Source organism: Pseudoalteromonas sp. D15MCD-2, assembly GCF_038562745.1.
GTDB lineage: Bacteria > Pseudomonadota > Gammaproteobacteria > Enterobacterales > Alteromonadaceae > Pseudoalteromonas.
The window spans coordinates 143073-158315 of sequence record NZ_JBCFQE010000001.1 but is presented as its reverse complement, the minus strand read 5'-3'; the positions used below and the strand labels follow the sequence as shown (position 1 = coordinate 158315).

Sequence of the window (15243 nt, the reverse complement as noted above, 5' to 3'; positions counted from 1 at the left end):
GTGCTCCTTATTGATTCTCTTGCTTAGTGGTAACTTTCTCGATGCGCTTTTCAAATTCACCTTTAATCACTCGGTCAATATAGATACCCGGCGTGTGAATTTGGCTTGGCTCTAGCTCCCCTGGCTCAACAATTTCTTCAACTTCAAGAACCGTAATTTTGCCTGCGGTTGCTGCCATCGGATTAAAGTTCATCGCCGTATGACGATAAATACAGTTACCGTAGCGATCAGCTTTCCACGCTTTAACTATCGCAAAGTCGCCAGTAATGCTTGGCTCTAATAAATAATCGCGACCATTAATATTGCGGGTTTCTTTACCGTCAGCCACCGGTGTACCGACACCCGTTGCGGTATAAAATGCAGGAATACCCGCACCACCAGCACGCATTTTTTCAGCTAAAGTGCCTTGCGGTGTGAGCTCAACTTCAAGTTCACCATTTAATAGTTGCTGCTCAAATAGCGCGTTTTCACCAACGTAAGAGGCAACCATCTTACTGATTTGCTTGTCTTCAAGTAGCACTCCTAAACCAAAACCATCAACGCCACAGTTATTCGATACCACGGTTAAATCACGGGTGCCTTGACGTTTAATTTGCGCAATCAGTCCTTCAGGAATACCGCATAAGCCAAAACCACCGGCTATCACTGTCATGCCATCTTCAAGACCAGCCATCGCTTCGCTGTAACTTGTAACTACTTTATCAAAACCTGCCATTGGCTCCTCCTACTGTGCAGTCCAACCGCCATCAATGGCGATTGCTTGGGCGGTAATATTGCGTGCTGCATCGGCCATTAAAAAGCTAACGGTATGCAGGATCTCATCTAAGCCGATAAATGCTTTTTTCGGCATCGGTGCTAGCATAATTGTGTCGATCACTTGTTGCTCCGAAATGCCATGTTCTTTAGCTTGCGAGGCAATTTGTTGCTCCACAAGCGGTGTTTTTACATACGCTGGGCACACGGTATTAATCGTGATGTTGGCATCACCCGTTTCGAGTGCCATGGTTTTAGCAAAGCCGATTAAGCCATGTTTTGCAGCGATATAAGCCGACTTATATTTAGACGCCACCATGGCATGAATTGAGCCAATATTAATGATGCGACCAAAATCTTGCTCACGCATACGAGGGAGTACCGCCTTGGTCATCATCGCTGGGCCAACGAGCATAACTTGCTGTAAGAACTGCCATTTATCAGCCGGAAAATCTTCAAGCTTTGCAACGTGCTGAATACCCGCATTATTAATAAGTACATCAATTGGCTGATTAAGCTCAGTGAAAAACTGCTCTATTGCATCACTATCAGCCACATTAAGTGCATACCCTTCGGCGCTACCACCTTGCTCAACAATGCCTATCGCCGCTTGTTGTGCTGCTTGCTGATTTAAATCAGTCACAATAATAGTGTGACCTTGCATCGCCAGTTGCTGGGCAACATATAGACCAATACCACTGGCTGCACCGGTAATTAAAACTGTTTTGCTCATCGGGTTACTCCTCTAAAAACTCACTGATAAGCTGCGCTTTCGGGGCGATTGAGAAAATGCCATCAAGGTGTCCCCAACCCCCTTCTATTTCTGAAATCTCAACGTCTTTACCTGCCGCTTTCATGGTGTCAAACACAGTACGCATGTTTTCAGGGCGAAGCAGTAAGTCGTTCGTTGCAGGTAGCAATAATGTTTTGGCAGAGACATTTTTAAGTGCCGTTGTTAAATCACTTTGCATGCCAGCGGTAAATAGTTGTGATGCCCGGACCAAATAAAGTACATGGTTGGCATCTTGCGTTTTAGCTCGTGCCATTGCGCGCTGAGCGAGTACTTGGTTTAACTTAGGCAAGGTGCGAATGTCTTTTAATGCGCCTTCATCCAATACATTAAAGCCAGGGAAGCTCGCGTTATAAATAATTGGATGCATTGCATCTTGCGTAATATTAAGCATGGTTGCCGCTAAGCCATCTAACGGGCGCTCTTTGCCGTAGTAATTACCTTGCTGCCAGTTTTTATCTAAACGAATTGGTAACGCCCATTTTTCAAGGGCCGCAACTGTCCATGCATCCATAGTTGCAGCGCCAATCACATGAATTAAACGCTCTACTTTATCTGGGTAACGTGTTGCCCACTCAAGTGCTTGAAACGAGCCCATTGATGCGCCCATCACAGCATGTAATTTAGTGATACCTAGGCTGTCGAGTAAACGCTTTTGCACATTCACAAAGTCAGTAATCGTAACCACAGGAAAATCTAAGCCATAAGGTTTGCCTGTTTTTGGATTAGTTGATGCAGGGCCTGTGGTGATGACATTTTCATCATGCCAGTTGGCATTCACTAAGGTATCTGAGCTAATCACATAATATTTATTCGTATCGATAGCTTTACCTGGGCCGATAATCGCATCCCAATAACCCGGTAGGGCGTCATCCGCTTTATATTTACCTGCAGCATGAGAAGTACCAGAGAAATAATGAGTGATTAAAATCACGTTATCTTTATTGGCATTTAGTTTTCCGTAACTTTCCCAGCCAATATCCACTTGCTCTAAAGTCACACCAGACACAGTGGTAAAATCTTTTGTCGTAAAATGCTGTTTTTCCACCAGCATGGTGTCGGCTTTATTTGCAGCGCCAAACGCAGTGCTACTAAATACAACCAGCCATAGCAAAATTATTAATTTGGTTTTCATTGCTGTTCCTTAAAAGATAATAAAGAGTCCAAGTGCCAATGCGACACCGATAAGCGGAATAACCGCAGTGAGTGCTGCCATTGACCAATACGCTCGTTGATGCGTTTCTTTACAGATAGCACGTATTGTTGTGACCACATAACCATTATGCGGCAAGGTATCGAGGGCTCCAGAGCTAATTGCCACTACTCGGTGCAGTTGTTCAGGGTTTACACCCATGTCTAAATAACCCGGTGCGACAAGAGGTAATGCAATGGCTTGCCCGCCAGAAGCAGATCCTGTTAAGCCGGCAATTACACTCACAGCCACAGCAGCACCAACCAACTCATTCCCCGGCATATGGGTCATCACATCGACAGCGGCGGTAAATGCCGGTGATACTTTAGCCACAGCGCCAAAACCAACCACAGCAGCGGTATTACCGATTGCCACTAAAGCGCCAGTTGTACCAACATTAATCGCGTTACCCATATCGTGAAAATGCTTAAAGTTAATAATCACAATACTCAGTACACCACCAAGTAAGGCAACAATAAGCGCTGTTTGCTGCAGTACATCATGTAGCGTAAATGATAAAAGTAGCACCACAATCAGTGGGATCACACCCGTAATTGGATGCGGACGACGACGCTCAATAATGACAGGGTCATCATCACGCGCTTCAAAGGTTTCGCCATTAGCAACGGCCTTTTTGATCATCTTGTTTAACCAAAAGTAACCTGCTGTGGCCATAAAAATAGCCACGACTAAGCTCACTTCCCATGCCGCATAGGGTGACGTACCAAGGTGCTTAACCGGGATCCAGTTTTGAATTTCTGGCGAGCCTGCCGAAGTCATGGTAAAGGTCACCGAACCAAATGCCAGCGTTGCTGGAATAAAGCGGCGCGGTAAGTTTGCATCTTTAAACAGACTTAATGCCATTGGGTAGACAGAAAACGCAACAATAAAGACGCTCACGCCACCGTAGGTTAAAACTGCACAGGCAATCACAACCGCAAGAACGGCGTGCTTCATACCTAGTTTACCCACAATGTAGCTCGCAACACTGTCTGCAGCACCGGTGTCTTCCATGAACTTACCGAATAAAGAACCCAGTAAGAACATAAAGAACCACGCACTTAAAAAGCCTGCAAAGCCATCCATATAGGCGTTAATAAAGTTTGTATCTGCCGATACAGGGAAAATGGCCATGCCACTACTAAGTGCAACTAACAGTGCACAGATTGGCGCAGCGATAAATAAATTTACCCCACGCAGCGTTAAAATGATCAGCAGTATTAAACCGCCTAACAGTCCTATCATGCTCAGCATAGACATTCCTATAATTATTGATATTACACAGATGAGGTGACATCGGAATAATGCTTTCAGTCTTACCCTAAGCGTTCAAAAAATACATAACACTAAGGTACTATCTGCTTTAAAAATAGCTTAATTGCTTGATAAATAAAGGGCTGTGGCGGGTATAGCACTATGGTACTAATTCAATTTCTGCAACTATCTTCTACATTAACTGACAGGTGACACGGGCAAATCTTATTCAGTCTTCGGCAACATCAATGTGAGTGGCCATAAGACTAATGACAACAATAACAAGGAATACAACATGATAAAGCTTAACCCAAAAGTCGCGCCACTTACTCTGGCTGTATCACTTGCTTTGGCAGGTGTCAGTGCTCAAGCGGCAGAACAAGCCGAACCTGCAGCAAAAAAAGGTGAACTTGAACGTATTCAGGTAACAGCACGTAAAACTGTTGAAAACCTGCAAGAAGTTCCTGTTGCTGTAACCTCAGTGGGTGCTGAAGAGCTGGCTGAAAATGGCATCGTCGTTATGACCGAAGTTCAGCAGTTCTCGCCAAATACCACCCTGCAAGCAAGCCGTGGTACTAACTCTACAATTACCGCGTTTATTCGTGGTGTAGGTCAACAAGATCCACTTTGGGGCTATGAGCCAGGTGTCGGTATCTATATTGATGATGTTTATCTTGCTCGCCCTCAAGGTGCCGTGCTTGATCTGCTTGATGTGCAACAAATCGAAGTATTACGTGGTCCACAAGGGACGCTATATGGTAAAAATACCATAGGTGGTGCGATTAAATATGTCACCAAAGAAATGAGCGGTGATGCTACCTTAAATATTCAAGGCACTGTAGGTAGCTATAACCAGAAAGATTTAAAAATCACTGGCCAATTACCGATTGTTGACGAAAAACTTTACGTGGGTTTTGGTTTTGCAACGCTTAACCGTGACGGCTTTGGTGAGTTTTTAACATCGGCTCTTGATAACCAAGACCGCGAAAACTACAACAAAGACGTAACCGCAGCTCGCGTTACACTCGAATACACTCCGACTGATGACTTATTCTTCCGCTTAGCGTGGGATAAAACAGAAGACAAATCAAACGCAAAAGGTGGTTACCGTTTACTACCAAGTATTCTTACTGATGCACCAGTTCCAGACAGCGTGTATGACTCATACACCAGCTTGCCAACATGGAATAAAGTTGAACTAGAAGGCTATAGCCTAACTGCTCGTTGGGATATGACTGACAGCACTAGTATTAAATATATTGGTTCAAGCCGTGAGAGCTACTCACCGACTAATATCGACTTTGATAACACGTCACTGCAAATTTTCGATGTACCTGCTATTTACGATGATGAGCAAACCACTCATGAGTTACAGCTAAATCATCAAGGCGATAACTATAAACTGGTTTCGGGCCTTTACTACTATGATGGTGAATCTTGCGGTCAATTTGAGGCAATTTTAGGTATTTTAGGTCAAAGCCTAGGCGCACCGGGTCTAACTCGTGAAGTAAGCGGCTGTAGTAACTCAAACAGTAAAGCAGCGTATATCCAAAGCTCAATTGATTTAACCGATAAATGGTCAATGACACTCGGTGCGCGTTACACCAAAGACAAAAAAGAAGCACAGGTTAACAACGGTCTAATCTTTGACATTGTTTACCCAGAATCAGGTTGGGTACCAGGTTATACTCGCCCAGAAGGCCAACTGGTTCCAACAGTACTCGATGATGAAGAAGAATGGTCACGCTTCACACCACGTGCAGGTGTTGAATACCAATACAATCGTGACATCATGTTCTTTGCAAGTTACGCGCAAGGCTTTAAGTCAGGTACTTTCAACCCACGTGCAACGACTGCAGAGCCAGCAGCAAAACCAGAAATCGTTGATTCATTCGAAATCGGTATGAAGAGTGAGTGGAACAACAACTTACGTGCAAACGTCACCTTATTCACCCTTGACCATAAAGATCGTCAATATATTTCGGTATTACCGGGTGATAGCGCAGCAGATCTAAATCAACGCTTAGGTAACATTGGTGAGTCAACATCAGATGGTATTGAACTTGAACTTAACTATGTTGCAACAGAATCACTCAGCTTTGATGCGTCAGTGGGTTACATTGATAGTAGCTTTGATAACGTAATTGATTACGACCCAGAAACCGGTGAAGCATTCGATAAATCAGACCGCTTTACGGTATCAAACACACCTGATTTAACCTTTAACCTGGGTGCAACGTACCGTATGTACACAGAAATGGGTGATTTTGTTGTCAATGGTAACTACTACCACAGAGGCGACTACGCGCTATTCGAAGAAGATAGCCTATTAACGCAAGATGCTTACGGCATCTTTAATATGGGTATCACTTGGTACAGCACAGATGGTCACTGGACTGCAGGTCTTTACGGTAAAAACTTAACGGATGAAGAGTACATGATTGGTGGTTACCAATTCGTGGCACCTGATCCAACAGACCCAACAGATATCAGCAAATACACCCCTGGTTTAGGTGGTGATAATACTCTGATTGGTTACTACGGCGATCCTCGCACTGTAGCCTTCACTGTTGGTTACCGTTTCTAAAATAGAATCTAAATCCTTGTGTGAGAAAGGTTTGTCTGAAACTTCCCTTCAGGCAAACCTTGTTTCAAAGCGCAAAATCACTTATAACATAACGCATTGGAGAATCGAGGGAATGTCTTTAGCTGTGAACACTATAATCGCCGATGATCACCCGTTATTTAGAAGTGCGCTGCGTCAAGCTGCGGCGACATCAGTGCCTGAAGAACATATTAAAGAAACCAGTGACATTGATGGTTTGTTTACACTGTTAAGCGCTCACCCTGAGATTGAACTAATATTTTTAGACCTTACGATCCCTGGTGCAAATGGCCTACAAGCCCTTTCGCAACTGCGTAACCACTACCCTGATATCTTAGTGATCATGGTCTCAGCCAATGAGACACCCGCCATAATCAAACAAGCTATGAGCCTTGGCGCTGCTGGCTATATTCCAAAGTCATCTTCTTTAGATGTTATCAGTGAAGCAATTAGTCATGTACTCAATGGCGACACTTGGTTACCACCTGAAGTGGATTTAACCGATGTGGTGATCAACGACGAACAAAGCGAATTTGCTCGTAACCTTGAAAAACTAACCCCCCAGCAATACCGCGTACTAGCGATGATTGCCGACGGTTTATTGAATAAACAAATCGCCTTTGAAATGTCGATTCAAGAAACCACAATCAAACAACATGTGTCAGCGATTTTACGCAAACTCAATGTTTATAACCGTACTCAAGCGGGCATTTTGTTTAATCAGCTTTCGCAGGTTGGCAAAATCGAAGAAAGCTAATTTAAGCATTCACTCCCAGTTTTAAAACTCGCTTTCCCAGTAGTGGGAAAAGCTCACGTTCCAAAAAACGAAAAGTTATTACTTTTCAACACCTTAATTTTTGGCACAAAACTCGCCTTAGCTACTCCATGATTATTTACATTTCTCAGTATCATGGATTTAGACAGCACACTAAAACGCAAACCTCAGCAATCAAAAGCTAAAAAATGGCTGGCTAGTGCAGCTATTGGCGTATCGGCTCTTGGCGCTTTAATGGTGTATCAATGGGCGACACCCACTGTGGTTGCTGCAAGCCAACTGCAAATAGCAACCGTAGAACAAGCCGATTTTGTGGTAAAAATACGTGGCTTTGGCCGTTTAAAGCCAAAGTATCAACGTTATTTAACCAATACCGATACTGCAATGGTCGAAGCTATCCATGTTTACCCCGGCACTATCGTTAAAAAAGACACAGTGATTTTAAGCCTCGTCAACCCACAGCAAGCGCAGCGTTTATCGGTCGCTCGGCTAGAACTTGCTCGCCAAAAAGCCAGTGTTAATGAGCAAAGAATTAACCAGCAAAGTGAACTACTTGAGCGCCAAGCAAATCTCGCCATATTAAAAAGTGAGCTGCAAAGTGCAGAACTTAGAGTCGATGCTGAAAGCAAACTGATCGAGCAAGGAATTGTTTCAAGCCTCGATTACAAACGAAGCATGCTAAACGTTGCACAGCTTACTGAGCGCGTAAGTATCGAGCAGCAACGCCTTGCACAGCTTAAAGAAATGCACTTACAACGTAGCAAAATACAGCAAGAACTATTAAGCCAATTTGAGCTTAATTATCAAGTTGAGCAACACGCTTTTGATCAGCTGCAAATAACGGCAGGTATCGATGGCATGCTGCAAGAATTGAATGTTGAACTTGGCCAAAATCTCGTGCCCGGTACCCGCCTTGCGGTGGTTGGCTCAAATAAAGCACTCAAAGCAGAGCTAAGCGTTAAGCAAGCAGATGCTGAAAAAGTGGCACTCAATATGGCAGCGAAAGTAAACACCTTTAGCCAAGCAGATCACGGTGAAGTTGATGCCAAAGTCACCCGAATTGACCCTATCGTTACCGATGGTCGAGTCATTATCGAACTTGATTTACAGGGCACACTACCAGCCAATGCCCGCCCCGATTTAAGCATTGAAGGCTATGTGGTTAGCAACATTATTCCCGATGCGTTAACCATTAACGTGCCGCAAAAAGCACAAGCAAATAGCGAAGCCACGCTATTTAAACTTAATCCAAATACCCAGTTAGCAACGCCAACCAATATCGAATTTGGTACACTCAGTGACAATCAAATTCAACTTTTGAGCGGTGCCACCGTGGGCGAACAGCTGATCATTTCAGACCTTTCTAAATGGCAGCATTTGGCAACAATAAAAATCGAACAGGACAGTTTATGAAAACCAATACGCTTATCTCATTAAACAAAATCGCCAAAGTTTATCGCGGCCAAAATGTTGAAACCTATGCATTAAAAGACATCAGCCTGAATATTAACCAAGGTGACTATATATGCATTAGCGGCCCATCTGGCTGTGGTAAATCGACGCTGCTGTCATTATTAGGCTTACTCGATAGCCCAACTGCTGGCGACTATTTCATTAAAGAAGTCGACACAAAAACCCTTGATATGGATCAGCAAGCTGAACTTAGAAACCTTCACATTGGTTTTATATTTCAGTCGTTTAACCTAATTGATGAATTATCGGTGTTCGACAACGTAGCACTGCCGCTCACTTACCGAGAGCCAGCCATGAGCCCGAGCGAAATTGAGCTTGCGGTAAAACAGGCCCTTGATGAAGTTGAAATGGGCCACCGCTCTCAGCACAAACCAAACCAATTATCTGGTGGTCAGCAACAGCGTATTGCCATTGCCCGTGCACTGGCTGGCAAGCCAAGCATTTTATTGGTGGATGAGCCAACTGGTAACTTAGATTCAAAAAATGGTGATGCCGTCATGGACTTGCTTGATGAGCTGAATAAAAAAGGCACCACGATTTGCATGGTAACCCATGATTTACGTTATGCCGGACGTGCTAAAACGCAACTTAAATTGCTAGATGGTGAAATTGTTTCCTACTCTGAAGCTCGCCAAGCACCTAGCAGCGACAATACTGAGCATGCACTTGAAAGCGCTGAGGTGATGTAATGAAATTAACCAAAACACGCGCCCAATTAAGCTTAGCGTGGGCATCATTAATGAATGCACCGGGCTTTGTCACTGCCGTTATCGCAACACTTGCTTTAACATTGGCCACCTTGTTTGTGGTGCTTAGCCTTGTTAACAGCTACTTTTTAAAGCCCCTTGATGTGTACGATGAAAGCCGCATGGTAGTGGTTGAGCAATCACTTACCTATGATGACTACGATGCCACCGGCTTTCAAAGCTATCAGTCGATGGTGCATTGGCTTAAGCATAACCAAAGCTTTGAACAAAGTATGATGATCAATGCGGGTGAGCAAATCTTTGCAAACCTTGATGGCGAACCGAAAGAACCAGTGCTGTATGTTGGCGGCAACTATTTTGACTTATTAAACACGCCATTTTTAATGGGACAAGGTTTTGATCTTGGAGAAACACTCGAAACTCCTGATGACCGCGTTGTTATATCTGCCAATTTTTGGCGCAAGCATTACAACAGCGACCCGAACATTATTGGTAAAACACTTTCAGTCATGGCGGGTGAAACCGATTACGTTCACCGTATTGTCGGCGTTGTTGATGACTCATTCAGCCCACCTTATATGTTTAAAGCAAGTGATGTTGAAGTGTGGTTTCCATCAAGTGCGGACCGTCGCTTCTTTCACAATGACGATTGGCAAAGCCCATGGACAAACACTTTTAAAAACCTAAAACTGATTGCAGTTTTAAAGCCTGGGGTCACCATAGATCAAGTTAAAGTCGATTTAAAACAGCAAATTGATACTGTTAAATCGGAGTGGCTAAACAATGGCGGTATCACCGATGTAAAACCTGAAGTAACCCCGTATCGTGATGTTGAGCTGGGTAATAACGATGACTTAAGCTTAATGATGTTAGCCGGTGCAGTAGGGCTACTGATTATTGCAGTACTTAATGTAAGCACTTTATTCTTCTCGCGCGCTCTTGCTCAACATAAAACCCTCGCTTTGCAGGCGGTGTTAGGTGCAAAACGCAGCACATTATTTAAAAGTATCTTTTTACAGTCACTGATTTTAATGACCTTATCTGTAAGCATTGCGCTGTTTTTATCGGTATGGGGCATACGTTTATTTAAAGTACTAGCAGAAGGGCGTTTACCACTGGTTAATAGCTTGGCCGTGGATAGCACGTTGGTCATTGTTGCCATCATACTTTGTATTGCTCTTGCTTATATTTTCTCTGTAATTACAGCGCGTTTGGTAAATTACAAAACCCTAAATACGCAAATGCAGAACAGTGGTAAAGGCGGAGTTTCGCAGGTATCAGGTCGTACAGTGCGTATTTTAATTGGCTCACAAATGTTTGTTGCCGCGTTGCTCGTTAGCTTTTCAGTGATGGTAGTGAGTAAAGCCATGGGCACGATAAATCGTCCGCTCGGCAGTGATACCGAAAACCTATATTTTGCCAACCTATTCCAGCCAAATAATCAAATGTCATTGGCTGAACGCTACGAACACATGCTGCAATACAAGCAGGTTTTGCTTGATAGCCAAGGTATTGATGATGTTGCCCTGGGTCACAGCCCTGTTTCGCAAAGACAAAACGCCCACACCTTGACTGATGTAAACGGTAAAAGCTCCGTTTTCTTCCCTAGCCAGTGGGTAGGGCCTGATTACTTTGCGTTAGTTAACACCAAAATTCTCGCTGGCCGCACCTTTACTGAACAAGCTATACGTGGTGAAACCAACGAGATACTGGTATCAGTCAGCGTGGCAGAGAACTTATTACCAGGCCAAGACTATCGAAATATCATCGGCAAGAGCTACCAAGGCTTAGAAGAAAAGATGTATGAAGTGGTGGGTGTAACCGAAGATTTTAATCACCCTAAATACTACGATGAATCGTTTGGTCGTCACATTTGGTGGCCTGCGACACCGTATAGTTACATGTTTACTATCCAAGCTTCTGATGGCGTTAAGCTGACTAACAAACAAATACTTAATACGCTAAAAGAAAAGAACAGCGACTTAACCATGTGGCAGTTTAATGACCTGCAACAAGAGTACGACAATTTACTGTATATGAGCCGACTGACCGTGGTTCTGTGTAGTACCTTAGCGCTATTTACTCTATTATTAGCAGCAATCGGTATTTTTGGGGTACTGAGCTACAACCTGGGTCTGCGCCGTTATGAGTTTGGTATTCGTATGGCATTAGGTGCGAAAAAAGCACGCTTATTCAAGCTGATGAGTGTTGAAGCGATTATCCCTGTGCTCATTGGTTTTGCGGTTGCTCTCGCCGCGGTAATAGTGGGTTTTTACATGTTACAAGGACAGCTAATGTCTTGGCTGATACTTGATGTAAGACTGCAATTACTCGCTTGGAGTATTACCTTATGTATTGCGCTATTCGCTTGCTTTAGACCTTTGGTTTTACTGCTTAAAGCAAAACCTATGGCCGCACTACGTAACGATTAACAGCACAAAATGGTGGCTTAAATTTAAGCCACCTCAACAGGATAATAAGAAAACATCATGGACAAAATCTTAGTCATAGACGATCAAGCTGATGTACGTCTGGCTGCTACTGTTGCATTACAACAATTAGGCTTACACTGCCTTGAGGCCGAAGGCCCTGAACATGCCCTTGAATTATTAAAATCGGAGCACATTAGCCTGATTTTGCTTGATATGAACTACAAGCTCGACACGACCTCAGGTGAAGAAGGGTTACGCTTTTTAAAGCAACTAAATCAATTAGGTTCGACCATACCTGTCATTGTGATGACCGCATGGGCCAGCATTGACGTAGCTGTTAAAGCCATGCAATTAGGGGCAGTCGACTTTGTTGAAAAGCCATGGAATAACTTACGCTTAACCGCCGTTGTACAACAACAACTCAAGCTCAAGCAAAGTAATCACGATAACGCGTGCTTAAAGGCGCTTACCAGTGACACACAAGCACATTACATAGCTCAATCAGAAATCATGCAGCTGTTGCTTGCCAAAGCTGAGCGCGCAGCTAAAACCGATGCCAGCATATTAATTACCGGCGAAAATGGCACTGGCAAAAGCTTATTGGCACATTATATCCACCAGCACTCGCTCAGAGCTGATAAACGCTATGTAAGCGTGAATGTTGGCGCCATTGCCCCGACGCTATTCGAAAGCGAATTATTTGGCCATAAGAAAGGCTCTTTTACTGATGCCAAAGAAGACCGCCTAGGCCGTTTTGAAATTGCCGAAGGCGGCACCCTATTTTTAGATGAAATTGCGACTTTAAGCCTTGAGCTACAAAGTAAAATGCTCCGTGTACTAGAAAGCAAAGAATTTGAAGTACTAGGCTCAAGCCAAACCAAAACCGCCAATGTTCGCATTATTTCTGCCACCAATAGTGAATTAGCTACGGCTATTGAGCAGGGTGAGTTCCGCCGTGACTTATTATTTAGACTCAATACCATTGAACTGCACATTCCACCGCTTCGCGACAGAAAAGACGACATCGCTCCCTTAGCTGAACACTTGTTGTTAGTGCATGGTAAAAAATACCAACGAGCGAATATGGCGCTCAGTGATGATGCTCTACAGGCGCTAAAAAATTATAGCTGGCCTGGTAATATTCGTGAGCTAAGTCACTGCATTGAACGCGCGGTGATCATGAGCGATAACAACAATATTCAAACCAATGACCTTATTTTAGATCAACCAAGTTGCGAGCAAACAAATAGCAATGCCGAACAGGCTTTGCCACTATTGCCCCTTGAAGAGCTTGAAAAACAAATGATTCAAAAAGCGCTGCTGCAATTTAATGGCAATGTTATCGCCGCAGGAGAGTTTTTAGGATTAAGTAAATCGGCTATTTATCGTCGCATTGATAAACATCAGCTCGATTTAAAAGAAGTAGAACGCTAAATGAGTAGCAAGTTGTCGTTAGAGCAGCGTATTCGACGCTATTTTTATATGGTTATAGCGGTGCTATTAACGCTTGGCATTGCTCTTTCGCTCAGCTTAAAACTAGATTGGTTTGCCAGTATCAGCCTGTTATTGCCGTTTATCGGGATAAGCGCTTTTGCTTTAATTAAAAGCTACCGTGCGATCACCGATGTGGTTGAACGCTTTGGCCTGCAACTAGATGCATTGGCAAATGACGAAAGTAATAGTTGGCATTTAGCGTCTTATCAAAGTGGACGAGTCGCAGCGCTTAAGCAAGATTTTGCCAAGCTCAGCAATAAAATAGCCAAGAACAAACGCCATTATATGCAAACAGAAGAGTTTGTTTTTGAGTTTGCCAGCATGCTGGACTTACCCATCGTTATACTAGACCCCCATGGCTTAATTTACTTTAGTAATAAGGCGTTTATAAATAGTATTAGCCATCGCCAAATTGAAGGTAAATCGGCCAGCGACTTAGGCATTGCTCTGCATGATGGCGAATGGCAACAAAATAGTGACTCGCTGTTTAAACAACGCTTTCAAATCTCATCGCAGACTTTTTGGCGGACCGGCAGAAACTTTGAATTACTAACCTTCTTTTCAATTGAGCAACAGCTTCGCGATAACGAACAACTTGTTTGGCAACGGTTAATTCGCGTGTTAAATCATGAAGTGCGTAACTCACTCACGCCGATTTATTCGATGAGTCAATCATTGCAAACCCTTAAGCACCAAGGGCAAATTAGCAGTCACGATGATCTCGCCCAAGATATGCTGCAAGTAATAGAAAAACGCGCTCAGCACTTGCTTGATTTTGTAGCCAGTTACAGTGCGTTTGCCAAGCTACCACCCGCACAAAAGCAGGCAATCAGTAGCGAGCAATTAAATACTCGTTTAAGTGCTATTTTTCCTGAACTAGTAATAAATAGCAGCGAAGAGTTACATATTAATGCCGACTTTGGTCAGCTAGAACAAGCGTTGATCAACCTGATAAAAAATGCCTTTGAAGCAGGCAGCAATTCTGCCCCAACCCTCACTTGGTCAAGGCAAGGTGATAGCTTAAATATTACAATTAGCGACCAAGGTTGTGGCATTCAAAACCCCGATAACTTGTTCGTGCCATTTTACTCAACCAAAGCAAATGGCACAGGTATAGGACTTGTGATCACCCGAGAACTTGTGCGCAACCAAGGTTTTGAGTTATCAATAAACTCAAAACCCCAGCAAGGCACGCAAGCTACAATTACTGTGCTCAGCTAACTTATTTTACAAATGTGGCTTTCACACGCTTAGATAACAGCATGTAAGGTCCCCAGATCACAGCTTGAATAAGGCCTCTGATAATCATAGTTCTAACTTCATCGTCGAACACATCGACATCGGGCACAATTAAACTAACCGCATAGGCATCGAGAGCAATAAACGCTAGTCCACCAAATAATATCGCTAAGTACCAACTTACAAATGCTTTCTTATGCTTAAAAAACAACACGATCAAATAAAGCGAAGCTAAAAATAATGCCGCATTAAAAGCCATTTCAATGATTAGTAAAGGCTCCCAAAGCGGATGATACATATCACCAAATTGCGACGTTAAACGTTGCCACATCTCGGTCGTGAAAATGGGTTTAAAGGTATTAATTGATTCGATAAATACTCTAAAAGGGCTGATCACTACACCTATCGCCACAAGAATGAGCCAACCTTTTATACCAACTAAGTCATTATTTACGGAGCTTTTAGCTTCTGGTGTTTCGATTTGGTTTTGTTGTTTTGCTTCTTCCATGAGTTGTCCTTTTTATTTTTA

At 43.4% G+C, this 15243-nt stretch carries 12 protein-coding genes; 7 read left to right on the top strand and 5 right to left on the bottom strand.

Annotation, left to right across the window (positions count from 1 at the left end):
- Positions 1–7: 7 nt before the first annotated feature.
- From AADY36_RS00615 to AADY36_RS00600, 4 genes are read right to left on the bottom strand one after another with little or no spacing between them, the layout of a single operon-like run.
- Positions 8–715, bottom strand: a complete 708-nt coding sequence (locus tag AADY36_RS00615) for a CoA transferase subunit A (protein WP_063527828.1) — start codon at positions 713–715, stop codon at positions 8–10.
- A gap of 9 nt (positions 716–724) precedes the next feature.
- Complete coding sequence (locus tag AADY36_RS00610) at positions 725–1486, bottom strand: 3-hydroxybutyrate dehydrogenase (RefSeq protein ID WP_055020574.1); 762 nt, start codon at positions 1484–1486, stop codon at positions 725–727.
- A 4-nt stretch (positions 1487–1490) separates the two neighbouring features.
- Positions 1491–2678, bottom strand: coding sequence for an E22 family MetX-like putative esterase (locus AADY36_RS00605; protein ID WP_342408377.1), 1188 nt, complete (start codon positions 2676–2678; stop codon positions 1491–1493).
- A 9-nt stretch (positions 2679–2687) separates the two neighbouring features.
- A complete protein-coding gene (locus AADY36_RS00600) occupies positions 2688–3989 on the bottom strand; it encodes a GntP family permease (RefSeq protein WP_054562937.1) in 1302 nt (433 codons plus the stop codon).
- A 295-nt stretch (positions 3990–4284) separates the two neighbouring features.
- On the opposite strand from AADY36_RS00600, the gene AADY36_RS00595 reads away from it, so the two are divergent.
- The 7 genes from AADY36_RS00595 (at position 4285) to AADY36_RS00565 (ending at position 14696) form a co-directional block, all read left to right on the top strand.
- Positions 4285–6576 (top strand): TonB-dependent receptor, encoded by a 2292-nt coding sequence (locus AADY36_RS00595; protein WP_342408376.1) that lies wholly within the window; start codon positions 4285–4287, stop codon positions 6574–6576.
- 112 nt (positions 6577–6688) lie between these two features.
- Positions 6689–7351: a response regulator transcription factor gene (locus AADY36_RS00590; protein WP_054562939.1), complete on the top strand. Its 663-nt coding sequence runs from the start codon at positions 6689–6691 to the stop codon at positions 7349–7351.
- 153 nt (positions 7352–7504) lie between these two features.
- Positions 7505–8782 (top strand): efflux RND transporter periplasmic adaptor subunit, encoded by a 1278-nt coding sequence (locus tag AADY36_RS00585; protein ID WP_055198570.1) that lies wholly within the window; start codon positions 7505–7507, stop codon positions 8780–8782.
- Positions 8779–9531, top strand: a complete 753-nt coding sequence (locus AADY36_RS00580; RefSeq protein ID WP_054562941.1) for an ABC transporter ATP-binding protein — start codon at positions 8779–8781, stop codon at positions 9529–9531. Before AADY36_RS00585 ends, AADY36_RS00580 begins: the two co-directional genes overlap by 4 nt.
- Positions 9531–11981, top strand: a complete 2451-nt coding sequence (locus AADY36_RS00575; RefSeq protein ID WP_239963592.1) for an ABC transporter permease — start codon at positions 9531–9533, stop codon at positions 11979–11981. The genes AADY36_RS00580 and AADY36_RS00575 overlap by 1 nt, the downstream gene beginning before the upstream one ends.
- Before the next feature lie 57 nt (positions 11982–12038).
- Positions 12039–13415 carry a sigma-54-dependent transcriptional regulator gene (locus tag AADY36_RS00570; RefSeq protein WP_342408375.1) on the top strand — a complete coding sequence of 459 codons (1377 nt, stop codon included), beginning with the start codon at positions 12039–12041 and terminating at the stop codon, positions 13413–13415.
- Complete coding sequence (locus AADY36_RS00565) at positions 13416–14696, top strand: sensor histidine kinase (RefSeq protein WP_239963594.1); 1281 nt, start codon at positions 13416–13418, stop codon at positions 14694–14696.
- A gap of 1 nt (position 14697) precedes the next feature.
- Here the strand turns inward: AADY36_RS00565 and AADY36_RS00560 are convergent, their stop codons facing one another.
- A complete protein-coding gene (locus AADY36_RS00560; RefSeq protein ID WP_239963595.1) occupies positions 14698–15222 on the bottom strand; it encodes a DUF2569 domain-containing protein in 525 nt (174 codons plus the stop codon).
- Positions 15223–15243 lie beyond the last annotated feature (21 nt).

Excerpts from the sequence above, each read along its gene's own strand:
- AADY36_RS00570 (WP_342408375.1), top strand. The coding sequence starts at position 12,039 with ATGGACAAAATCTTAGTCATAGACGATCAAGCTGATGTACGTCTGGCT.
- AADY36_RS00615 (WP_063527828.1), bottom strand. The coding sequence starts at position 715 with ATGGCAGGTTTTGATAAAGTAGTTACAAGTTACAGCGAAGCGATGGCT.
- AADY36_RS00610 (WP_055020574.1), bottom strand. The coding sequence starts at position 1,486 with ATGAGCAAAACAGTTTTAATTACCGGTGCAGCCAGTGGTATTGGTCTA.
- AADY36_RS00560 (WP_239963595.1), bottom strand. The coding sequence starts at position 15,222 with ATGGAAGAAGCAAAACAACAAAACCAAATCGAAACACCAGAAGCTAAA.
- AADY36_RS00580 (WP_054562941.1), top strand. The coding sequence starts at position 8,779 with ATGAAAACCAATACGCTTATCTCATTAAACAAAATCGCCAAAGTTTAT.
- AADY36_RS00605 (WP_342408377.1), bottom strand. The coding sequence starts at position 2,678 with ATGAAAACCAAATTAATAATTTTGCTATGGCTGGTTGTATTTAGTAGC.
- AADY36_RS00595 (WP_342408376.1), top strand. The coding sequence starts at position 4,285 with ATGATAAAGCTTAACCCAAAAGTCGCGCCACTTACTCTGGCTGTATCA.
- AADY36_RS00600 (WP_054562937.1), bottom strand. The coding sequence starts at position 3,989 with ATGCTGAGCATGATAGGACTGTTAGGCGGTTTAATACTGCTGATCATT.
- AADY36_RS00565 (WP_239963594.1), top strand. The coding sequence starts at position 13,416 with ATGAGTAGCAAGTTGTCGTTAGAGCAGCGTATTCGACGCTATTTTTAT.
- AADY36_RS00590 (WP_054562939.1), top strand. The coding sequence starts at position 6,689 with ATGTCTTTAGCTGTGAACACTATAATCGCCGATGATCACCCGTTATTT.
- AADY36_RS00585 (WP_055198570.1), top strand. The coding sequence starts at position 7,505 with ATGGATTTAGACAGCACACTAAAACGCAAACCTCAGCAATCAAAAGCT.
- AADY36_RS00575 (WP_239963592.1), top strand. The coding sequence starts at position 9,531 with ATGAAATTAACCAAAACACGCGCCCAATTAAGCTTAGCGTGGGCATCA.